The organism is Caulobacter sp. 05T431 (genome assembly GCF_056665975.1).
Genome location: NZ_JBFTKU010000007.1, coordinates 20054 through 43386 on the forward strand (window position 1 = coordinate 20054; position 23333 = coordinate 43386).

Sequence of the window (23333 nt, forward strand, 5' to 3'; positions counted from 1 at the left end):
CGGAACATCCGCGACGGCGTGGCCCGATCGGGGGATTAGTACTTGAAGCGGATGCCCAGTTGGATGCGGCGGTCGTTCCGGATCCACGACGAGTCGATCTTCACGGGCTTGGCGCCGGGGGTCAGGGCCGAGTCGCCGAAGACCTGCTGCTGGAAGACCGTGGTGGTGTCGAGGAGGTTGGAGCCGTCCAGCGACACTTCGATGTGGTCGTTGACTTGGTAGCGGATCGAGCCGTCCAGGAACCCCGCGCCCTTCTGGTACATCGGCAGGCCGATGCAGCAGTCGAGGTTGTTGGTCAGGAAGGCCGAGCGCCAGCTGTAGGCCAGGCGCATGGCGATCGGGCCTTTCTCGTACAGGCCCACGATGTTGTAGGCGTCGTCCGAGATGCCGGCCAGGCGATGGCTGTCCATGACCGCGCCGTTGACCTGCAGGCCGCCGCCGAAGGCGACGGTGCCGCCGGCCGCGTAACCGGGCTGGGTGGCCAGGTTGGAGTTGTGGATGTCTTCCTGCTTGGTGTGGGTGTAGTTGGCCTGGATACCCAGGCCGTCCCACGGGCTGGGCAGGAAGTCGAAGAAGGTCTGGTAGGCCACTTCGAAGCCGGTCAGCTCGCCGCCGCCGTTGCCGTTGCGCGGGCCGCGAACCAGCACGTTCTGGGTCGAGCCGTTGTTGGTGAACGAGCGCAGGAACTCGCCGTAGGCGATGCTGCCGTTCAGCTTCTTGTAGAAGACGTCGAAGGTGAACGAGCTGCTTTCGGTGAAGTAGTGCTCGAAGGCTAGGTCGAACTGGTCGGCGGTGATCGGCTTCAGCGCGCCGAAGCCGGAGTCGGCGTTGAACTGGAAGTTGAAGCCCTTGACGTTGGACGCCACGTGCGGGGCGTTCGGGTCGTTCCAGATCACGTACTGCGAGTTCGGCGAGGTATCGGTCGACGGCACCTGGATGCCGACGAAGTTGCGCAGCAGGCCGAAGTCCGGTCGCGACATGGCCCGCGAGGCCGCGAAGCGCACGAAGCTCTTGTCGCTGAGGCCGAAGCGGACGTTCAGGCTGGGCAGCCAGTTGTCGTGCTTGCCGGCGAAGTCGTTGGCCGCGCCGCCGCCGTTGCTGAAGTTCAGCAGGTCGGGCGTCAGCCAGCACGAGATGTTGGTGACCGAGTTGGGACCCAGCGGCGCGTTGCACGGCGTGGTGGCGGCCGAGGTGTACCAGGTGCTGGTCGGGAAGGCGACGCCGCCCGAGCTGGTGGTCTTGGTCTGGACGAAGCGCAGGCCGACATTGCCCTGGACGGTGATGCCGTTGAAGATCGTCATGTCGTCGCCGCCGAAGCGCAACATGCCGTAGGCGGCCATGGTCTCTTCCTCGACATCGACCATTTCCGGATCGATGAAGCAGCCCTCGGTGTTGTTGGCGCGCTGGCACAGCGGGGTCCAGGCCATCGGCGAGTTGGTCGTCGCGCCGCTCAGCGCCTTGATCAGCCCGTCGTGGTCGGCCAGCGTGCCCTTGCTGAGGAACACCAGGTCGTTGTTGGGGAACACCTTGCCGTCATAGAAGTCGCCCAGGCCGGCGACGCTCCAGATGCCGGCGCCGTAGCCCTGGAAGTTGCCCGCGTGGTTGCAGGCGGCGGGATAGGGCTGGGGCGTGGTGTTGTCGACGTTGAAGCCCGGGCCGTTGCAGTTCCACGGCGCGGCCACCGGCGACCAGTTGTAGGTCGAGTAGCGGACCTTCTGCTTGCGGTCGGCGTAGCGCACCCCGACCTTCAGCGAGTTCAGCCAGCCGCCCTCGTTGAACTCGTACTCGCCGTCGGCGCGCAGGGCCAGTTCGTGGGCGTCGTTGTCCTCGTAGTGATCCTGGATGAACGGGATCCAGTAGTTGTGCGGGTTCGACAGGAAGCCCGGGGCGTAGTTGACGTTCGAACCCGGCTGCAGGGTGATCTGCGGCGTGCCCTTGTCGTTCACCTTGTACTGGGCGTCCGCCATCGTGCGGTTGGCGACCAGGATGTCGTAATTGTTGGTGTTGGCGTCGATGTACTGGACGTCGAAGCTGGTGTGCAGCCGGTCGTTGATGTCCCACTGCAGGTTGGCCGAGAAGTCGCTGGTGCCTTCGGAGTGGTCGAAGTTGCGCGCCTGGTTCTCGATGTAGAGGCCTTCGCGCTGAGTGGCGCAGGCCGAGCCGGCGCCGCAGTAGTTGACGAAGGGCAGGCCGGGGACCGCCGAGCCGCGGTTGATGTTGTCCTGGGTGCTGGAGCCCCAGTCGCCGGTCGGCTGGGTCAGGATGCCCGAGGTCAGCATGCCGTCAGACCCGAAGGTGAAGGCCGGCGAGCCCTGAGCCGGGGCGATGAAGGCCGTGGTCTGCGGCGAATAGGCGGACGCGGCCCACAGGCCGAACAGCACGACGTTGGTGCTGCGCTCCAGCCAGGCGTTCTTGTACTTGGAGTCGTTGTACTGGGCCTTGAAGCGGACGGTGCCGTCGTTGTTCTCGTACTGCACGGCCAGGGCCGTGCCCTTGCGGACGCGGTCATACTCGACCTGCGAGTAGTTGACCTGGTCGGGCATGTAGCGCCAGCCCGAGCCGCCGTACGGATTGGTCGTGCAGGGGATCGAGCCGTCAGCGTTGACGATCGCCTTGCCGTTGACGTCGTTCATGCCGGCCGAGCAGAACGTGCCGATGCGCTGCATCACCACGCCTTCGGTCTGGGTCAGCACGTGCGAATAGGCGTAGTCGGCCATCACGCCGATGCGGCCGAAGTCGGTGTCCCAGTTCTTGCTGACGATGCCCGAATATTCGTAGGTGACCTTGTCGGAGCGGTCGCCGTAGTTGGCCTTGCCCGACAGCGAGAACACCTGGTCCTTGGCGTCGAACGGCAGGCGGGTGCGCAGGTTGACCGTGCCGGCGATGCCGCCTTCGATCATCTCGGCCGTCTGGTTCTTGTAGCTGTCGACGCCGGCCATCAGTTCCGGCGAGATGTCGTTGAAGTTCAGGCCGCGGGCGGCGTCGGCCGAAAAGCTGTCGCGACCGTTGAACTCGGTGCGCACCTGGGTCAGGCCGCGGATCAGCACGCCGGCCGGCTCGGCCGAGAAGTGCGAGCTGTCGTCGCTGGACTGCAGGCGGGACACCGTGATGCCCGGCACGCGCTGCAGCGCCTCGGCGACCGACTTGTCGGGGAAGGCGCCGATGTCGGTGGCGGTGATGGAGTCGACGACGGTGTCGGCGTTCTTCTTGATCTGCTGCGAGGTCTCGAGCGACTTGCGCACGCCCACGACGACGACTTCGTCGACGACGGCGGCGTCGTTGGCGGACTTGTCCTGCGCGAAGGCCGGCGCGGCAGCGCCCATGACGCCCCCCAGGACGCCCAGGGCCGCGATCGCCCCCAGCGACACCCCGCCGCGCAGAAGCGCCTTGCGGCGGACATTGAACTTGCTCATCCCGTTCTCCCTAATTTTCTGCCCGCGCCTTGGTCGCGCGGGGTTTTTTTGATGAAGCCGCGCAGCCCCTCCCGGAGCGTCGCGGAGACCCCTGCACCCTCGGTCCCGCCCACGCCCCTGGGGCGCGCCGAACCGGTGATTTCCGTTGAAAGACGTCGGCGCCGCGCGGCGCGTTCGACGCGATGAGCGTCCGGTCTCCCCGACCGGGATCGCCCGCGGGGCGCTCGGCCCCGTCATCCCCCTCCCCTCCTCTTCGTCACGGCGTTCGCCGTTGTCCGTTCCGCCGCCAGCGCCGCCCCTCGGGACGACCCTCGCAAGATTTGCGGCGTCGAGCACCTGGATCGGGATGCGGAGAGGCCTCCGCGCGACGTCCAACCGTTCGACTTGCGCAATCTTGCGTTCTTTTGCGTCAAACGCAAGAGCGTTGTTTTGCGAAAATTCGGACCGTTAGCGCTAACTTTCGCGTGGAATCGCGTGTTGTGGCATTTTTGGAACGATAGATTTCCCGAGAAGGCCTTGCGGAGCGACTCGATTTACGCAATTCTTGCGTAAGTTCGGGAGGCGAACGGGATGAGCGCAATCGCCGCGACGCGCATGCAAGCTTTGCCCCGCCGGCTCGGCGAGGGCGCCCGGCTATCGAATCGAGTCCCGACCCGGATCGCGCACGACCAGGGCGCTGATCGCGGCCAGGGCGAAGGCCCCCGCCGCCAGGCCCAGGGCCTGGATCGCCTCGCCCTTGAACAGGCGTCCGACCACCGGCCCCAGCACCACGGCGGCGATCAGCTGGGGCAGGACCAGGAACAGGTTATGGATGCCCATATAGACGCCCATCTTGTGGGGCGGCACCGCGCTGGACAGCATGGCGTAGGGCGCCGACAGGATCGAGGCCCAGGCCACGCCGATCCCGACGATCGGAATCCACAACAGGGCCGGGTCGTCGATCACCACGAAACCCACGAAGCCCAGGGCGCCCATGGCCAGGCAGAGGGCGTGGCTGACCCGCAGGCCGATCCGCGCCACCAGGGCCGGCAGCAGCAGGGCGACCAGGGCGGCCACGCCGTTGTAGCCGGCGAACAGCACCCCCACCCAGTCGGCGCCCTGGTTGTAGGCCGCCGAGGTCGGATCGGTCGCGCCGTAGTGCCGGGCAGTTACCGCCGGGGTCGTGTAGATCCACATGGCGAACAGGCCGAACCAGGTGAAGAACTGCACCACCGCCAGGCGGATCAGCACCTGGGGCATGTGCAGCATGTCCTCGACCACCTCCAGCACGCCCAGCGACGCCTTGCCCTGGCGGCGCAGCCAGGTGGCGGCCAGCTGGGCGGCGCCGAAGGCGGTGGCCGAGCCGGCCAGCACATAGATCTCGCGCGCCCAGCCGCTGGCGAAGGCCAGGGCGCAGGCGACCAGGCCGGCGATGGTCCACAGCGCCCCGCTCTTCAGCATCAGGGCCGCGCCCTCGGCGCTGGGGGTGCGGTGCTCGGGCTGGACCCGCGCGCCGTCGGCCAGGGTCTCGGGCGGATGCTCGTGGGTGGTGAAGACCGTCCACATCACCGCGACCAGCAGGGTGACGCCGCCCACATAGAAGGCCGTGTGGACCGAGGGCGGCAGCCGCCCCGCCTCGGCCTGGCCCGACACGCCGAACCAATGGGTCAGCACCCACGGCAGGGCCGAGGCGAACACCGCCCCCGCGCCGATGAAGAACACCTGCATGGCGAAGCCGGTGGTGCGCTGCTCCTCCGGCAGGGTGTCGGCCACGAAGGCGCGGAACGGCTCCATGGCCACGTTGATCGAGGCCGACAGCACCCACAGCATCAGGCTGGCGGTCAGCACGCTGGAGGCGTTGGGCATCAGGAACAGCGACACCGCCGTCAGGATCGAGCCGTAGAACAGATAGGGCCGCCGCCGGCCCAGCCGGCCCCAGGTGCGGTCGCTCAGATGGCCGATGATCGGCTGGACCAGCAGGCCCGTGGCCGGCGCGGCGATCCACAGGATGGCAAGCTCGTTGAGGTCGGCGCCCAGGGTCTGGAAGATGCGGCTGGTGTTGACGTTCTGCAGACCCCAGACGATCTGGACCCCGAACAGACCGCAACACATGTTCCAGATTTGCGAAAAGGACAGCCGCGCCTTCGTCATGCGGMGCGGGTCCCGCTTCGCCCGAATAAGTCTTGGCGGGCGAGGTCTTGGCGGCTGCCTTGCAAAGGCTTTCCTTCGATGTGCATTAAGGCGCGGAACGTGGTTCTCCTGACAGTATCTGGACGCAATGGGCAGCGGTAGCAACAACAGCACGACGCTGGACGATCTGGCGAAGCTGTCGGGCGTCTCGGCCTCGACCGTCTCGCGCGCCCTGAACGACCACCCGTCCATCAGCACCCGCACCAAGCAGCGCATCTGGGCCCTGGCCAAGGAGCACGACTATCCGTTCCGCCGCTACATGCCGGCGGGGCCGATCGGGTCGGAGGGCTCGATCGCCATCGTCACGCCCCGCACCCACGGCCGTCCGCTGCCGCTGTCGCACCCGTTCTTCCTGGAACTGCTGGCCAGCATCGGCGAGGCCGCGCGCGATCGCGGCTGCGACTTCACGGTCAGCCACACCGCCCCGGCCAGCTACGACGACCTGCTGACGGTCACCACCACCAGCCGCGCCAACGGCGTGATCTTCCTGGGCCAGAGCAACCTGCACGAGGCGTTCAACGAACTGGCCGCCGCCGACGCCCGCTTCGCGGTCTGGGGCGCCCAGCTGCCGGGCCAGAGGTACTGCTCGATCGGCTCGGACAACCTGCTGGGCGGCCGGCGGGCGACGCTGCACCTGGCCCGCCTCGGCCGCAAGCGCATCGTCTTCCTCGGCGAAACCGAGCCGGAAGCCCTGCAGCGCAAGGCCGGCTATCTGGAGGCCCTGAAGGAGAGCGGGCTGGAGGCCGACCCGGCCCTGATCTCCCCCGTCGATTTCGAACTGGAATCGGCCGAGGCGGCGGTCGGCGCCCTGGTCCGCCGCAAGGTGGCCTTCGACGCCATCTTCGCCTCCAGCGACCTGATCGCCCTGGGCGCCATCCGCGCCCTGCGCCGGGCCGGCATGCGCGTGCCCGAGGACGTCTCGGTGGTGGGTTACGACGACATGCTGCTGAGCCGGCTGTCGACCCCCGCCCTCAGCACCATCAAGCAGGACACCTACAAGGCCGGCCGCCTGCTGGTGGCCCGCGTGCTGGACGCCGACGGCGACCACCGGCCCGAACGCCTGGCGACCGACCTGATCGTGCGGGAAAGCTGCGGGGGATAGCCCCCTCGCTGCGGTGTGGCCAAACTCACAAACGAGCTGTGCCGTTCGACACCGCCGCCTGAGCTCAACCCTCCGAGAGTGAGCCCGCCATTCCCATGGCGGACGTCGAACGGCTTGCACCCMTGCGCTTGGCGTGGGGCCCCGGAATGCGGCGTCGCAGCTCATCCTTGCGGAGAGGATTTGTTATGAACCGCCCGATCTTGCACACCCCGTCGGCCACGCCCCGCTACAAGCTGAGCGATCTAATCGAGACCACCGACGACAGCGTGCGCGGCGCCCTGGTCGGCGCCCGCGGCCTGCACGAGTTCCTCGGCGCCATCGACGAGCTGGACCATGACGCCCGCGTCGAGATCGTCGAGCAGGCCATCTGCCTGCTGGAGGGCTTCTACGCCCACCTGCCGCTCAAGCGCGCGATGCACGCCGTGGATCCGGTCCAACGGCTGAAGCTCCTGAAGCGGCGCCTGCACATGCTGGAGTCCGAGGTCCAGTTCCACCACGAGATGACGACCATCTTCACCTCGCTGCGGGACCTGCACACCAACTACATCCTGCCGAAATACTTCGCCGATGCGGTGGCCTTCCTGCCGTTCAAGGTCAAGCCCTGCTACGATCGTGGCGATCGCCGGTACGTCGTGTCCGACCTGCTGGGCGACATTCCCGCCTCCGACTTCCGGCCCGGCGTGGAGCTCACCTACTGGAACGCGATCCCGATCGATCGCGCGGTCGAGATCGCCGCCAGCTATCACGCGGGCAGCAATCCGGCCGCGCGTCACGCCCGAGGCGTGGACCTGCTGACCACGCGCGCCATGAACCTGTGGCCGCCCCCCGACGAGGAATGGGTGATCGTCGGCTACCTGAACGCCAACGGCGAGACGCGGGAGGTTCAGGTCGAGTGGAATGTGGTGAACCTGCCGCGCCGCCCGGAAAGCGTCGCCGCGACGCCGGCGGTGGCCGAGTTCATGGGCATCGACCTGGAAGGCGACTCCCGTCGCCGTCTCACCACCCTGCTCTATGCTCCGGCCGCGGCGAAGCGGCGGGCCGCCGCGGCGGAGGCGGCGGGCGGCGATGTCGCAAGCGCCGCCAGCGGCCTGAAGTCCTACTTGCCGGAAGTGTTCACCCCGGCGGCCGTCAGCCACGGTGGCCGGACCTTCGGCTACCTGCGCATCCAGACCTTCGATGTGGACGACGACGCGTGCGTGAACGAGGCGATCCGCCTGCTCGAAGATCCGCTGTTCCCGAAGACCGGCGTGATCCTGGACGTGCGGGGCAACGGCGGCGGGCTGATCTGGGCGGGCGAGCGCCTGCTGCAGCTGTTCACGCCCCGCCGCATCGAACCGACGCGGGCCCAGCTGGTCGCCACGCCGCYGGCCGTGGAGCTCTGCGGCGCCGATCCCATCCTGGCGGCGTGGAAGCCGTCGATGGGGCGCGCCTTCGAGACCGGCGCGATCTATTCGGCCGCCTTCCCGATCACCGACCTCGCGCGCTGCAACGACATCGGCCAGCGCTACTTCGGTCCGGTCGTGCTGCTGACCGACGCCCGCTGCTACAGCACCACCGACATGTTCGCCTGCGGCTTCCTCGACCACGACATCGGCCAGATCATCGGCCTGGACGCCACCACGGGCGCGGGCGGCGCCAATGTCTGGAACCACGAGCTGGTGCGGCAGCATTGCGCCACCGCGGGCGTCACCACGCCCCTGGCGCAGATGGCGGCGGGAGTCGGCATGCGGGTGGCGATCCGCCGAACCCTGCGCGTGGGCCCCGAGGCCGGGACCGAGATCGAGGACCTGGGCGCGCCGTCCGACATCATCCACCAGCCGACCCTCAGAGATATCCTCGAGGACGATGAGAACCTGCTGGACCGGGCGTGCCTGGTGCTGTCCGAGACTTCGACCGACCGCCTGCCGGTCACGATCACCCGCAATGGCGCTTCCGTCACCCTGGACATCGCCACGACCGGGATCGACCGGCTGGATATCTTCGTCGACCGGCGCCTGAGCCTGTCGAAGGACGTCTCCACCCCGTCGACGCAGCTGACCGTGCCGGCGTCCGTCGGGTCCACCCTGCAAATCGACGGCTTCGTGAACGGTAAGCTGGCCGCCGTGCGGCTTCTGACGATCTGAGCTCGCCCCCATTCCGACCGGAGGAACCCACATGGCGACCCTGAACGAACTGCTGGCCCGCTGGGCGACGCTCGGCCCGACCGCCGAGGACGGCGCGGCGCAATTCTCCATCGTCCTGGGCGGCGGAACGACGATCGACGCGTTCCGGGACGGCCTCGAAGCCGCCGCGCCGGGCCACCGGCCCGAGACGACGCCCGCCTTCCTCGGCGCGCTGGCGGCGGAGACCGGCGGGCGCTTCTGGATCCTCACCTTCCCGGGCCTGGACGCGGTGCGGGGCGAGACCCTGGCCTTCGAGGTCGCCCGGGCCCTGACCCAGGAGCTGGGCCTGGACTCCTGCCGCCCCGTGCTGGTCGACTCGCTGATCGGCCAGGCGATGGTCGATCCCACCGTGGCCGGCGCCGACGGCCTGGCGGGCTTCTTCACCTGCTCGGGCGACAACATGGGGCCGGCGGCCCGGGGTTGGGCGCCGTGGGCCCTGGGCGTCAAGGCGGCCTGGGACGCGCACGGCCGGGGCGAGGGCGTCACCATCGCCTCGATCGACACCGGCTACAGCGACCACGTCGAACTGCAGGGCGTGATCAGCGCCAAGCCCCAGCTGAACCTGGTGGAGAACAATGCCGACGCGCACGACCGGTTCTCGACCAATGTCCCGCTCAGCAACCCCGGTCACGGCACCCTGGTGGCCAGCGTCGCCGCCAGCCGGGGCGACATCGACGCCGACGGGAACACCACGGGTCCCGGCGAGATCACCGGCTCGGCGCCCGAGGCCAAGATCCTGCCCATCCGCGCCATCCGGTCGGTCGTGGACCTGCGCCAGTCGCGCATCCCCGCCGCCATCGAGCACGCGATCGCCCAGGACTGCGACGTGATCGTCATGGCCCTGGGCAGCCCCTTCCCGATCGAACCCGTCGAGGTGGCCCTGCGGGCCGCCGTCCGTCGGGGGATCGTGGTGGTCTGCGCCGCCGGCAACTGCGTGGGCCTGGTGGTCTTCCCCGCTCGCTTCGCGCCCTTGGGGCTTTCCACCGCCGTCGCGGCCGTCGATTACCTCAAGGCCCCGTGGGAGAGGACCTCCAAGGGCGACTCCGTCACCGTCAGCGCCTTCGGCGAGGCCGTGTGGGGGGCGCGCAAGCGGAACCAGGCCTCGCCCAACGACGCCGTCGCGCGCTCGGAAGGCACGACGCTGGCAACGTCGCTGACCGCGGGCGTCGCCGCCCTCTGGGTCGCCCGGCATGGGCGCGCGGTCCTCAAGGCCCATGCGGACGCCGCCGGCACGACCGTGCAGGCGATCTTCAACCGGATGATCGCCGCCACGGCGCAAAAGCCGTCCGGCTGGCCGAAGGGCATGGGCGCGGGGCTGGTGAACGCCGGCGAACTGCTGGCCCGCCCGCTGCCCGAGTCCGCGACGATCCTGGCGGACGTGCCGCTGGCCGACGACCACGTCACGCCGCTGAAGCGGTTCCTGGGCCCGACGGCGGCCGAGATCGACGGGCTGGCGGGACTGGAGGCGGCCGGCCTCGACGAGGACCTGGCCGCCGAGGCGCTGTGGCGGCTCTATCGCGGATCGGCCCGCGACCGGACCGCCGCGATCCTGGGCCAGGACGCCCTCGCGGCGATGGGCGGGGGCCAGCTGACACGGTTCAACGGCCCGCCCCCGTCCCCGGACCTGGGCGCCGCCCTGGCGGGCAAGCCTCGGCTGAAGGAACTGGCCCGATAGTCGGCTCGCGGGCGGCGCCCTACTTCGCCGCCAGCAGCGCCGCGATCGGCACGGCCTGGCCCATCGCCCTGTAGCCCGCCGCCGACGGATGCAGCTGGTCGCCGGAATCGTAGGCCGGCAGCAGCCGTTCGGGGTGGGCCGGATCGCGAGTCACGGCGTCGAAGTCGATCACCGCATCGAAGGCGCCCGAGGTCCGGATCCAGGCGTTGACCGCCTGGCGGTCGGCGTCGGCGTCCGCGTCGGAGCGGTAGACCTTGGTCCCGCCGCACGGGAGGATCGTGGCGCCCACAACGCGGATCCCGCGCTCGTGCGCCCGGGCGATCACCTGGCCGTAGCCGGCGATCAGGCCCGCGACCACCGCCGCCCGCTTCTCGGCCGTGACCGGACCCTCGCGCGACAGGCCGCCGATGTCGTTGATCCCGATCAGCACGATCACCGTGCGCACGCCCGGCTGGGCCAGCACGTCGCGCTCCAGGCGCGACAGGGCGTTGGGGCTGGTGTTGTCGGTCAGCAGGCGGTTGCCGCCGATGCCGGCGTTCAGCACCGCGACGCCCCGCGTGCGCGGATCGGCCTGCAGGCGGTCGGCCAGAACGTCGGGCCAGCGCTCGTAGACGTCGACGCCCGCCCCGGTGCCGTCGGTGATCGAGTCGCCCAGGGTGACGATCGCGCCCGCGTTCTTGGCCGCCTCTTCGACATCGACGCCCGCCAGCTGGGCCCATTGAAGCCAGGTGGCCGCGCCCGGCAGTTCCGGCGCCGACAGCTGGTCGCCGGCCGCGACATAGGCCGTGGTGCGCGCGGCGCGGTGGGTGGTGATCCGGGCGGGCGGCTGGGGCAGGCGCAGGCTGACGGCGACGCGGGCCAGGCCCTCGGTCGGCAGGTCCACCGGATCGGACAGCCAGGTCGCGCCGGGCGGCACGGTCACGCCGGCCTGGCCGTCATCGAAGGTGACCGCGCGGTCGGTCCCGGCCGCGATCGCCGAGCCGGCCGGCGCCGCCGAGAGGGCCACGTGGGCGCCGTCGATCCGTAGCGGCGCCGTCCCGAACTGGTTGGAGACCCGCAGCCTCAGGCGCGGCCCGCCCGCCGTCAGCCGCACCACCTGGCGCAGGGTGACCTCGCCCGTCGGCGCGCCCGGCAAGGTTGCCGTCGCCTCGGACGGCACGGAGGCCGTCGTCCACGAGCCGATCCAGCGCGACGCCGAAGCGGCCGGCCAGGCCGTCCCCACGCACAGGGCCAGAACCAGAAGACCCGAACCGAACCGACGCATCGCGCCCTCCCCAATATCTCATAAAATGGATTGACGTCACAGAATATGGAATTAGCGTCGCTGGCAAGATCGCGCTTGCCGGCTGTCGACGCCGAAGACGGCGCACAATGAGGAAGCGCGCCATGAACACCCCCACACGACGCGACGTGCTGGTGCAAACCGCCCTGGCCGGCGGCTTGACCAGCCTCATGGGGGCCAGCCTGTCGGGCAAGGCCCTGGCCGCCGCCCCGGCCAAGGGCGCGCCGCCGCCGCCGACCGAGGTCCGCTGGATCGACGGCCAGGCGCCGGGGCTGAACGCCGGCCAGACCTGGGGCGTCCCGTGGCCGCAGGGCGCGTTCAAGCCCAAGCAGCCGTTCCTGGCCCGCGACGCGGCCGGGGCCGAGGTGGCCCTGCAGACCTGGCCCCTGGCCTATTGGCCCGACGGTTCGCTGAAGTGGACCGGCCACGCGGTCCCGGCGGGCGAACTGGGCCAGCGCCTGACCATCGCGCCGGGCAAGCCGAGCGCCGTCCCCGGCGTGCGCGTGACCGAGACCCCGGCCGCCGTCGAGGTCTCCACCGGCCCGGCCACCTGGCGCTTCCCGCGCGACGGCTCGGCCCTGATCGCCTCGGCGACCCGAGGCGGCCGTGAGGTGCTGCGCAATGTCCGCCTGGTGCTGCAGACCCAGGACGCTCCCGAGATCGAGCAGACCGCCGTGGGCCGCAAGGCCTTCGAGAGCGTGCTCGACAAGGTGATCGTGGAACAGTCCGGCCCGGTCCGCGCGGTGATCCGCATCGAGGGCCGCCACAAGAGCGGGGACCGCGCCTGGGCGCCGTTCATCGTCCGCTTCTACGCCTATKCCGGCGCTGACTCCCTGCGGATGCTGCACACCTTCATCTTCGACGGCGACGCGGCCAAGGACTTCATCTGCGGCCTGGGCGTCACCGCCGACGTGCCGATGACCGACGCGGCCTACGACCGCCACGTCCGCTTCACCGGCCAGGACGGCGGCCTGTGGGCCGAGGCGGTCAAGCCGCTGACCGGCCTGCGCCGCGATCCCGGCAAGGCGTTCCGCGACGCCCAGATCGCCGGCCGCAAGGTCCCCGCCCTCGACCAGATGGCCGCCCCGGTGCGCTCGTCCCTGCACCTGATCCCCGACTGGGGCGACTTCCTGCTGTCGCAGCCCACGGCCGACGGCTTCACCATCCGCAAGCGCACGGCGCCGGGCCATGCCTGGATCCAATCCGACGGCGGCCAGCGGGCCAGCGGCGTGGCCTATGTGGGCGGCGCCGGCGGCGGGGCGGCGATCGGCCTCTGCAACTTCTGGCGCGCCCCACCGACCGCCCTGGAGGTCCAGGGCGCGGCCGGCGACACCGCCCGCCTGACCGCCTGGCTGTGGTCGCCCGACGCCCCGGTGATGGACACCCGGTTCTATCACGACGGCATGGGCATGGAGACGCACGCCCAGGAGACCGAAGGCCTCAACATCACCTACGAGGACTACGAGAAGAACTGGGGCACGCCGACCGGCGTCGCCCGCACCTCGGAGCTGAGGCTGTGGGCGCTGGAGACCACGCCGGCCCGCGACCAGTTCCCGAAGATGGCCCAGCTGAACGACCAGCCGCCGCGCCTGATGACGACGCCCGAGCGCATCCATGCCGCCGGGGTGCTGGGCGCCTGGAGCCTGGTCGACCGCAGCACCCCGGCCAGGGCTCGGATCGAGGACCGTCAGGACCAGCTGCTGAACTACTATCTGGGCCAGATCGAGCAGCGCCGCTGGTACGGCTTCTGGAACTACGGCGACGTCATGCACAGCTACGACGTCGACCGCCACGTCTGGCGCTACGACATCGGCGGCTTCGCCTGGGACAATTCCGAGCTCTCGACCGACCTGTGGCTGTGGCTCAGCTACCTGCGCGGCGGCCGGGCCGACGTGTTCCGCATGGCCGAGGCCATGACCCGCCACACCGGCGAGGTCGACGTCTATCACGTGGGTCCCTACCGCGGCCTGGGCACCCGGCACGGGGTGCAGCACTGGGGCGACAGCTCCAAGCAGCCCCGGGTCAGCAACGCCATCTATCGCCGCATCTACTACTACCTGACCGCCGACGAGCGGGTGGGCGACCTGATGCGGGCCCTGACCGACGGCGACGAGTCCCTGACCCGCGTCGACATCGGCCGCAAGCTGGGCGACGACGGCTGGCCCAAGGGCGAGGTGCGCGCCTCGTTCGGCACCGACTGGAGCTCGCTGTGCGGCGCCTGGTTCACCGAGTGGGAACGCACCGGCGACCCGCGCTGGCGCGACCGGATCGTGGGCGGCATGAAGACCATCGCCGCCCTGCAGAAGCAGTGGTTCGCCGGCAGCGCCCCCTACGACGTCAAGACCGGCCGGTTCTCGGGGGTCGGCGACAAGCTGGCGGTCTCGCATCTGAACGCGGCGTTCGGCGCCCCCGAAATCCATGTCGAGATGCTGTTCCTGATCCGCGTGCCCGCCTACGACAAGGCCTGGCTGGACTATTGCCGCTGGTACAACGCCTCGCGCGAGGAGCAGACGGCCCAGTTCGGCCAGGCGCTGGGCGGCAACGGCCTGCGCCAGGGGCACTCGCGCCTCACCGCCTACGCCGCCTCGCGCCTGGGCGACAAGGCCCTGGCCCAGCGGGCCTGGAAGGAGTTCTTCGGCCGCGGCGTGGTCGAGGACCTGAACCTGTCGACCGCCACCAGGCACTACGCCGGACCCGACGTCCTCAACCCCATCGACGAGGCCGCCGGGGTCACCACCAACGGCACGGCGCAATGGGGCCTGGCGGCGATCATGAACCTGGCCCTGGTGGCCGACGCCCTTCCGGCGAGCGAGGGGTAGCTAAGGCGCTTCTCCCCCTCTGGGGGAGGAGCGGATCACACCGACACACTTCCGAAACACTTCATCGCTTTCGGACAGCCCAGCTTATCGACGTCGATACCGATGGGTCATCCAGGGGCCATGGCGGCGCTCTAGCCAGGGACGGCACGCAGCACAGGCCGTCCCGAAACCTCCATGTCCCGCAAACTCCTCGCCACGGCCGCCTTGGCCCCATTGCTGATCTGTGGAGGCAAGGCGGTCGCCGAAACCCAGGTCACCAGCAGTTCGCGCACCACGCCGATCGCCACCTCCACCGCCAATTCGGGGGCGGCCGACGACGTCAAGATCACCAGCGACGGCGCGATCACCCTCTCCAGCTCCGGCGCGATCGCCGCGCTGGACAGCGACAACACCCTGACCAACGCCGGCGCGCTGAGCAGCGTGGGCGTCGACGACTCGATAGGCATGCTGGTGCTGGGCGGCCATACGGGCACGCTGCTCAACAGCGCCACGATCAGCCTGACCGAGGACTACGACTACACCGACGACGACGACGACGGCGACTATGACGGCCCATTCGCCAAGGGCTCGGGTCGCTACGGCATCCGGCTGACCGGGACCGATCCGCTCATCGGCACGATTACCAACGACTCGAGCGGCGCGATCACCATCGAGGGCAACGACTCGGCGGGGATCAGCCTGGAGGCGCCCCTGCTCGGTACGCTGCTTCACGCCGGGACGATCAGCGTGGTCGGCGACCGCAGCTACGGCATCCACATCGCCGCCCCGATCAGCGGCAGCGTGACCAGCACCGGCTCGATCAGCGTGACCGGGGCCGACTCCGTCGGCCTGGCGGTCGACGCCAACATGGGCGGGGTGTTGGCCATCCAGGGCACGATCTATTCGACCGGCTACCGCGTCACCAGCCGCTATTCCGATCCGGACGACGAGGCCCTGCTGGACGCCGACGACCTGCTGCAGGGCGGCGGCGCGGTGAAGGTCACGGCCGATGTCGCMGGCGGCGTGCTGCTGGACGTGCCGCCCACCGACACCAACGACGACACCTCCGACGACGAGGACGGCGACGGCGTCACCGACAGCAGCGAGGGCTCGGCCGCGATCACCGCCTATGGCTCGGTCCCGGCCCTGCTGATCGGTTCGGACACCCGGACCGTCACCCTGGGCGCGGTCGGGACCGGCGACGACGCCTACGGCCTGATCATCCGCGGCTCGGTGACGGCGGCGGGCGTCCACGACGGGATCAGCGCCACCGGCGTGCAGCTGGGCGGCGACGCCGGCCAGTCGACGATCATCACCGGCGGGGTGAAGGTCAGCGGCTCGATCGCGGCCAGCGCCTACGAAGGCGACGCCGTCGCCCTGAAGCTGAACGCCGGCGCCGTGGCCGACACGCTATGGAACACCGGCTCGATCAGCGCCTCGGTCACCGGCGACACCGCCGTCACCGCCAAGGCCGTCAGCATCGGCGCCGGGTCGGTGATGACCAGCATCACCAACGCCGGGGTCATCAGCGCCACCGTCGGCGGCGAGGGCGGCTCGTCCTACGCCATCATCGACGAGACCGGCGGCCTGAAGACCATCACCAACACCGGCTCGATCGCGGCCTATGTGGTCGCCACCGACGACGAATACGACACCGACGACGACGACACCGACGCCAGCAACGAGGTGATCCACGGCCTGGCCACGGCCATCGACGTGTCGAAGAACACCACGGGCGTGACCATCGTCCAGTCGGGGGTCAATGACGGCGACGACGGCGACGACGGCGTGGCCGACACCGATACCGACGGCGACGGCGTGGACGACGCCGACGAGCCGATGATCCGCGGACGCGTGGTGCTGGGCTCGGGCGCCGACAGCCTGTCGATCCTGAACGGCGGCCTGATCGGCGACGTCTGGTTCGGCGACGGCGCCGACAAGCTGACCATCGACGGCACCGGCTACATGATCGGCGCCCTGCACGACAGCGACGGCCTGCTGGACATCAAGGTGGGCAACGGCTCGCTGGGCCTGACCAACACCGACACCATCAAGGCCACCAGCCTGACCCTGGGCGCCGACAGCGTGATGGTCTTCACGGTCGATCCGGCCGCCGGGACCCAGACCAAGCTGGTGGTCGACACCGCCACGGTCGAGACCGGCGCCTCGCTGGGCCTGAACTTCAAGAGCCTGCTGACCACCCCGACGACCTATACGGTGATCCAGGCGGGCAGCCTGACCGCCGGGACGATCGACCAGGACCTGCTGGGCCACGTGGCCTACATGTACGTCGCCAACGGCTACGCCTCGGGCAACGACATCAATATCGACGTGCGGCGGCGCACGGCGACCGAGGCCTCGCTGTCGCGCAGCCAGGCCGCCGCCTATGACGCGGTGTTCGCGGCCCTGTCGAACGACGACGACATCGCCACCGCCTTCCTGAACCAGAGCACCCGCGACGGCTTCCTCGGCGTCTATGACCAGATGCTGCCCAGCCAAGGCGAAGGCCTGTTCGCGGCCCTGCAGACCGTGCAGCAGCAGATCTCGGCAGCCACGGCCGACCGCCCCGACCCCGGCGATCGCTACGGGCCCGACAGCGTCTGGGTGCACGAGATCAACGCCCTGGTTCGCCGCGAGGACGGCGACACGCAAGGGTCGGACACCCAGGCCCTGGGCATGGTCGCCGGTTACGAGGCGATGGGCGACGCCGGCGGGGCGCTGGGCGTGACCCTGGCGGCGGTCAGCCTGGAGGAGCACGACACGGTCGCCAAGCTGGGCGAAAAGACCACCGCCTCGATCCTGCAGGCCGGCCTCTACTGGCGGCGGTCGGTCGGCGGCTGGCGGTTCAACCTGGGCGGCGGCGCGGGTTACAGCCGCTTCAACGGCGACCGCGGCCTGGTCACCGCCGACGTCGACGGCGACGGCGCGGCCGACGTCAGCATCACCAACACCGCCGCCTGGAACGGCATGGTCGCCAACGCCTTCGCGGGCGTCGCCTACGAGGCGCGGCTGGGCGATGTCTACCTGCGCCCCGAGGGCCGGCTGGACTATGTCTGGCTGTGGGAAGGCAAGCGCAAGGAGCACGGCGGGGGCGCCGGCTTCGACCTGACCGTCGCCGCGCGCGAGGCCGACAACCTCAGCGGCGACCTGGGCCTGGTGCTGGGCAAGCAGTACGGCAAGGACGTCTGGGTGCGGCCCGAACTGCGGGTCGGCTATCGCAAGACCCTGGCCGGGGCCATGGGCGACACGATCGCCAGCTTCACCGGCGGCGCGCCCTTCACCCTGGTGGCCGACAACGACCGGGACGGCGCGGTGACCCTGGGCTTCGCCCTGCGCGCCGGTTCGGCCCTGTCCTACGTGGCCCTCGAAGGCGGCGCGGAGGCCTCGCGCAAGCAGACCAAATACACCATGCGTCTGACAGGGAGGGCGATGTTCTAGCCCGTGGAAAAGCGCATTCTCATCCTCGACGGCGACCCCGTCTCCCGTCACGACATGACCGGGCTCCTATCGGGCTACGGCCTCACCGCCCTGGGGGCCGGAAGCGCCCGCGAGATGGAGCAGATCCTGCGCGAGACCCAGGTCAACCTGGTGATGCTGGACATGGTGCTGCCCGACGCCTCGGGCCTGTCGGTCTGCTCGCGCCTGCTGACCCTGCCCTCCCCGCCGGCGATCATGGTGGTCTCGGACTCGGGCGAGGAGTGCGACGTGGTCGTGGGCCTGGAGCTGGGGGCCGACGACTATGTGATCAAACCCTATCGCCCGCGCGAGCTGCTGGCCCGGGTCCGGGCGGTGCTKCGCCGGCACGACGACGGCCGCCCCGACGAGCCGGCGCGCGACACCGCCCCCGTCTTCAGCTTCGACGGCTGGCGGCTGAACGTCGCCACCCAGACCCTGCTCGATCCGCGCGGCGGGACCGTGCCGCTGGCGACGGCCGAGTTCCTGGTGCTGTGGGCGCTGGTCGATCGGCCCAACCAGGTGCTGACCCGCGACGAGCTGCGCCAGGGTCCGCCCGACGCCCATGCGCGCCCCGCCCCGCAGCAGGTGAACGTCGCCATCAGCCGCCTGCGCAGCAAGCTGGGCCGTATCGACGGCGGGGCCTACCTGATCCGCACGGTGCGCCATGTCGGCTACATCTTCGCCACGCGGGTGGACCGCGTGCAGGAGTAGCGGCGGGCGGGAAGCCGGTTAGCCGCCGGCGATCCCGACCGCGTCCGGGCTTCTCGCCCGGGCCGCGTCCGTCATCCGCGACAGGGCCTCGGCGATGAAGTCGCGTTCGGCCTCCGGGGTCGCGAAGAAGCGTCGCGGCAGGACCATGGCGCTGCTCTGCACCAGGAAGACCCAGTGCTTGCGGGTTCGATAGAGGTCGGTGACGCGCGGCCAGCGGGCGGTGGTCGTCAGGTCGCCCAGGTCATAGACGATGGCCTCGGGCGTCAGGCGCAGGGTGAGCGCCAGGTCGGCCGCCTGCCCCCGCTCGCCGAGCGCCTTCCGCAGGCTGGGGGCCGACAGCCTCTGAACCACGAGAATGCCCACGACCAGCCCGYCGATGGCGAACTCGACCGACAGGAAGGCCGAGAACCACGATCCCGACGCCCACACGGACAGGGGAACGCCGACGGCCAGCATGCTGACCATGATGATGGCCTTGGCCTGGCGCGGCGACAGGCCCCAGCGGGCCTTGATATAGGCCATGGCCGAAGCGGCTTCCCCCGCCGCGATAATCCCTGAAGCTTCCATAGCGTCCCCCTCCCACGCGTCTAGCTCACGGCGCTGCCCGCGGGAAGCCCGCCTCGGCCGCTACTCCAGGTCCAGCGACCAGGTCTGGCCCACCAGGTCCTTGCCGAACGACTGGTGCGGCGTCTCGGCGACCAGGACGAAGCCGGCGCGCTGGTAGATCCGCCGCGCGGCGACGAGCACGCTGTTGGTCCACAGCTCCAGGCGGCGGCAGCCCACCGCCCGGGCGCGGTCGACGCAGGCCTGGACCAGCATCGCGCCCACGCCCCGGCCGCGCGTGTCGGGTTCCACATAGAGCAGCCGCAGCTTGCCGACCTCCGGCGTTTCGCCGCGCACCAGGAAGATMGAGCCCACCACCCGGCCGTCGAGCTCGGCGATCCAGGCGGCCTCGCGGGCGGGATCGAACGCCTGGACGAAGTCGGCCAGGATGCGGGCGACCAGGGCCTCGTAGTCCTGGTTCCAGCCGTACTCCTGGGCGTAGAGCACCGCCTGGCGATGGATGATCCAGCCCAGGTCGCCGGGCCGCAGATCGCGCAGCACGACGCCGGACGACGCCTCGGCGTCGGGGGTCTCGTCGAACACCCCGCGGATGGACCGGGTCGCCGCCAGCAGGGTCTCGCGCCGGGACGTCGGGAGGGTCTCCAGCAGGTCGCCGATCACGCCGCGGGTGTTGCGTTCCAGGGCCGCGAAGGCCTCGCGGCCGGCCGCTGTCAGCCGGATCGACCGGCTGCGCCCGCCGCCGGGATGGGGCGCGGTCTCGACCAGGCCCCGGGCCTCGAAGCGCTTGAGGGTGCGGCTCAGCTGGGCGGGGTCCAGGTCGAGGGTCCGGGTGATCTCAGCGGCGTTGGGCTCGTCGCGATGGGCCAGCTCGTAGAGAATCCGGGCCTCGGTCAGCGAGAACGGGCTGTTGTCCAGTTGGGGGTTCAGCAGGCCCAGCTTGCGCGTGTACAGCCGGTTGAAGGCGCGCAGGGCGGCGATTTCCGTCTCCGGAACCATAGCGGAATCCTAGGTCTAAGTTGACTGAGTCAAATACCCAATATCTTGACTGAGTCAACATACGTGATGGAAGCGATCGTCGGCCGCCGCGACGTTCGGCCGCGTGGTCGAAATCGCGGAATCCGGGCTTTGTTTCGATGGTCGATACCAACCGATACAAATGACCCAGCCTCGCGGCGCGACCGGAAATCCGGGCGCAACAAACTCAGTCCTCCTAGGGGATTGGGACGCACGACCCGCCCATGGCGCTCATGGCGAAGGTCCAGCCGCGGCCATAATCTGGCTGTATGGGGCCTCATGACTTTGCGCGCGCTCTCCGAAACCGCCACCGTCCTGCTGGTCGAGGATGACGACGTGCTGCGCCAGGAGATGGCCGGCTATCTGGACACCCAGGGCTACACCGTCCGCGAGGCCGCCAACGTCGCCGCCGCGCGCGAGGTGATGGAGGCCCGTCCCGTCGACGTGATGGTGCTGGACGTCAACCTGCCCGGCGAGAACGGCCTGTCGCTGTGCCGCCAGGTGGCGGGGACCGACGGCCCGGCCATCCTGCTGCTCAGCGCCCTGGGCGACCCGGTCGACCGCATCGTCGGCCTGGAGCTGGGCGCGGACGACTATGTGGTCAAGCCGATCCCGCCGCGCGAGCTGCTGGCCCGGGTCAAGGCCCTGCTGCGCCGCCGGGCCGGGGGCAAGGGTCCGCGGGGCGACGTGCGCCTGTTCGCCGGTTTCCGCCTGGACGTCGCCGCCCGCCAGCTGACCGCGCCCAACGGCGTGCTGCTGCTGCTGACGCCCGGCGAGTTCACGATCCTGTCCACCCTGGCCGACCACGCCCGCTCGGTGGTGTCGCGCGACGAGCTCCTGACCATCATCGCCGGCGAGACGGTCGAGAACCTGGGTCGCCGCGTCGACCTGCACATCAGCCGCCTGCGCCGCAAGATCGAGGCCCAGTCCGACGCCCCGCTGATCCGCACCTATCGCGGCATGGGCTACATGCTGGACGCCAGGGTGACGGTCGAATGACCGCCCGGGGGGGCGCTTCGGGGGTCTCCTTCCTGGCCAGGCTGTCCAGGCGCTGGCCCAGCCCGCCAATCGCCGTGCAGATCCTGGCCCTACTGCTGGCCGCCCTGGTGGTGGCCCAGACCGTGACCCTGGGCCTGACGCTGCTGCTGCCGCCGGCCCCGCCGATGCACCACAGCCTGGCCGACATCGCCGCCGGCCTGCGCGGGGCCTTGCCCGACAGCGACGCCGAGCGCCCCCTGGTCCGCACGGTCGAGACCCAGCCGCCCAGCCTGCAGAGCCCCGGCTGGGTGGCGTCCGAACCCGCCAGCGCCGACCTCGCCCGCCTGCTGAAGGTGCCGCGCGAGGACGTCCGCCTGCTGTTCTACGCCCCGCCGCCGTTCGCCGGCGCCGAGAGCCGCCGCCCCGGCCGCCCGCCCTCCCTGGCCCTGCTGTTCACCACCTACGCCGAGGCCCAGACCCTGCCGGCCGGGCCCGGCCCCGGCGGGGTGGGGATGCGCGGCGGCATGGGTCCGGGGCCGATGACCAGCGTCATGACCGGCGGTCCCCAGGGCTTCCCGGCCGGCGGCGCCCAGCGGGTCTACCGGGCCGGCTACGGCGCCCAGGACGGCTCCGGCGGCCAGCGGATCTTCAGCTATCAATCGTCCGGGGCCCGTTCGGATCGCGCGACCGATCCGCTGTTCGCCGCGCCGTTCCGCTCGCGCCAGGTGACCCTGCCCGACTCGCTGCGCGGAGTGGCGCCGTCGTCCCCGCCGCTGGACCCGGTCGCCGACGCCGCCGCACGTGAGCCGCCGCCGATCCGCCGTCCGACGCCGCCCCAGCMCCTGGCCGCCGCCGTGCCTGTCACCGAGCCGGTCCAGGCCGCCCCGGCGGTGGCCCTGCCCGCGCCCCGGGCCAGCGCGCCCGCTCCCGAGCCCGAGCCGGCGGTCGGCCGTCCCCTGCCCGCGCCGGTGACCCGCAGCCTGTTCGGCCTGGCCCCGCCGCCGTTCATCGAGGGCGACTTCGTGGCCGCCCTGCGGGTGGGTCCGAACCAGTGGGTGACCCTGCGGCCCCGGCCCGAGGCCTTCCCCAACAGCTGGCAGCGCCGGGTGCTGATGTGGTTCGCCCTGTCCCTGGCCGTGGTGGCGCCGCTGGGCTGGGTGTTCGCCCGCCGCCTGGCCGCGCCCCTGGCCGGCTTCGCCGCCGCCGCCGAGCAGCTGGGCCGCGACCCCGCCTCGCCGGTGATCGTCGCCGACGGTCCCGCCGAGATCGGCCGCGCCGCCCGGGCCTTCAACGCCATGCAGGGGCGGCTCAGCCGCTACATCACCGACCGCACGGCGATGATCGGTGCCATCTCGCACGACCTGCGCACGCCCCTGGCCCGCCTGCGCTTCCGGCTGGAGCGCGCCTCGCCCGCCCTGCGCCGCGAGATCGGCCAGGATCTGGACCAGATGGAGGCGATGATCACCTCGGTGCTGGCCTTCATGCGCGAGGACGCCGAGGCCGGCGCCCGCCAGCGGGTGGACCTGCGCTCGCTGCTGGAATGCGTGATCGACGAGGCCGAGGTCACCGGCGCCGACGTCGCTCTGGAGCCGGGCGAACCGGCCGAGGTCGAGGTCTCGGTGCTGGGCCTGCAGCGGGTCTTCGCCAACCTGGTCGACAACGCGGTCAAGTACGGCGACAGCGCCCGCGTCGCCCTGCACGTCGAGGGCGACGAGACGGTGGTCGAGATCCGCGACCGGGGCCCGGGCCTGGAGCCCGGCGAACTGGAGCGGGTGTTCACCCCGTTCTACCGCGGCGTCGAGGCCCGCACCTCCAGCAAGCAGGGCGTCGGGCTGGGCCTCAGCTCCGCCCGCTCGGTGGTCCGCGCCCACGGTGGTGACATCCGGCTGAGCCTGCCGGGCGAAGGCCTGCTGGTGCAGGTGAGGCTGCCGCTGGTGGCCGCGGCCGCGCCGGCGACGCCCGTGCGGTTGCAGGCGGCGGAATAGACAGCTCCCAGCTCGAAGCTGGGG

At 70.6% G+C, this 23333-nt stretch carries 13 protein-coding genes; 8 read left to right on the top strand and 5 right to left on the bottom strand.

Annotated features, from left to right (window positions below):
* Positions 1-35: 35 nt before the first annotated feature.
* Complete coding sequence (locus AC1U89_RS08470) at positions 36-3413, bottom strand: TonB-dependent receptor (protein ID WP_479899276.1); 3378 nt, start codon at positions 3411-3413, stop codon at positions 36-38.
* A 633-nt stretch (positions 3414-4046) separates the two neighbouring features.
* Complete coding sequence (locus tag AC1U89_RS08475) at positions 4047-5543, bottom strand: MFS transporter (RefSeq protein WP_479899277.1); 1497 nt, start codon at positions 5541-5543, stop codon at positions 4047-4049.
* A gap of 127 nt (positions 5544-5670) precedes the next feature.
* Between AC1U89_RS08475 and AC1U89_RS08480 the strand changes: the two genes are divergently transcribed.
* The 3 genes from AC1U89_RS08480 to AC1U89_RS08490 all read left to right on the top strand — a co-directional run bounded on the left by AC1U89_RS08480 (position 5671) and on the right by AC1U89_RS08490 (position 10521).
* Positions 5671-6684 (top strand): LacI family DNA-binding transcriptional regulator, encoded by a 1014-nt coding sequence (locus tag AC1U89_RS08480; protein ID WP_479899278.1) that lies wholly within the window; start codon positions 5671-5673, stop codon positions 6682-6684.
* A 185-nt stretch (positions 6685-6869) separates the two neighbouring features.
* On the top strand, positions 6870-8807 hold the full coding sequence (locus AC1U89_RS08485; protein WP_479899279.1) for a S41 family peptidase: 1938 nt from the start codon (positions 6870-6872) through the stop codon (positions 8805-8807).
* Positions 8808-8838: 31 nt separating this feature from the next.
* On the top strand, positions 8839-10521 hold the full coding sequence (locus AC1U89_RS08490) for a S8 family peptidase (protein ID WP_479899280.1): 1683 nt from the start codon (positions 8839-8841) through the stop codon (positions 10519-10521).
* Between the two features lie 19 nt (positions 10522-10540).
* Here the strand turns inward: AC1U89_RS08490 and AC1U89_RS08495 are convergent, their stop codons facing one another.
* Positions 10541-11785: an SGNH/GDSL hydrolase family protein gene (locus AC1U89_RS08495; protein WP_479899281.1), complete on the bottom strand. Its 1245-nt coding sequence runs from the start codon at positions 11783-11785 to the stop codon at positions 10541-10543.
* Positions 11786-11907: 122 nt separating this feature from the next.
* On the opposite strand from AC1U89_RS08495, the gene AC1U89_RS08500 reads away from it, so the two are divergent.
* The 3 genes from AC1U89_RS08500 (at position 11908) to AC1U89_RS08510 (ending at position 18768) form a co-directional block, all read left to right on the top strand.
* A complete protein-coding gene (locus tag AC1U89_RS08500; RefSeq protein ID WP_479899282.1) occupies positions 11908-14622 on the top strand; it encodes an exo-rhamnogalacturonan lyase family protein in 2715 nt (904 codons plus the stop codon).
* A gap of 174 nt (positions 14623-14796) precedes the next feature.
* Positions 14797-18039, top strand: coding sequence for an autotransporter domain-containing protein (locus AC1U89_RS08505; protein ID WP_479899283.1), 3243 nt, complete (start codon positions 14797-14799; stop codon positions 18037-18039).
* 3 nt (positions 18040-18042) lie between these two features.
* Positions 18043-18768 carry a response regulator gene (locus AC1U89_RS08510; protein WP_479899284.1) on the top strand — a complete coding sequence of 242 codons (726 nt, stop codon included), beginning with the start codon at positions 18043-18045 and terminating at the stop codon, positions 18766-18768.
* A gap of 18 nt (positions 18769-18786) precedes the next feature.
* Here the strand turns inward: AC1U89_RS08510 and AC1U89_RS08515 are convergent, their stop codons facing one another.
* Positions 18787-19290: a YcxB family protein gene (locus AC1U89_RS08515; RefSeq protein WP_479899285.1), complete on the bottom strand. Its 504-nt coding sequence runs from the start codon at positions 19288-19290 to the stop codon at positions 18787-18789.
* Positions 19291-19395: 105 nt separating this feature from the next.
* Positions 19396-20328, bottom strand: coding sequence for a bifunctional helix-turn-helix transcriptional regulator/GNAT family N-acetyltransferase (locus AC1U89_RS08520; RefSeq protein ID WP_479899286.1), 933 nt, complete (start codon positions 20326-20328; stop codon positions 19396-19398).
* A 297-nt stretch (positions 20329-20625) separates the two neighbouring features.
* Between AC1U89_RS08520 and AC1U89_RS08525 the strand changes: the two genes are divergently transcribed.
* A complete protein-coding gene (locus tag AC1U89_RS08525) occupies positions 20626-21345 on the top strand; it encodes a response regulator (protein WP_479899287.1) in 720 nt (239 codons plus the stop codon).
* The gene (locus AC1U89_RS08530; RefSeq protein ID WP_479899288.1) at positions 21342-23309 is read left to right on the top strand and encodes a sensor histidine kinase; all 1968 of its coding nucleotides are present in this window, start codon (positions 21342-21344) and stop codon (positions 23307-23309) included. Before AC1U89_RS08525 ends, AC1U89_RS08530 begins: the two co-directional genes overlap by 4 nt.
* Positions 23310-23333 lie beyond the last annotated feature (24 nt).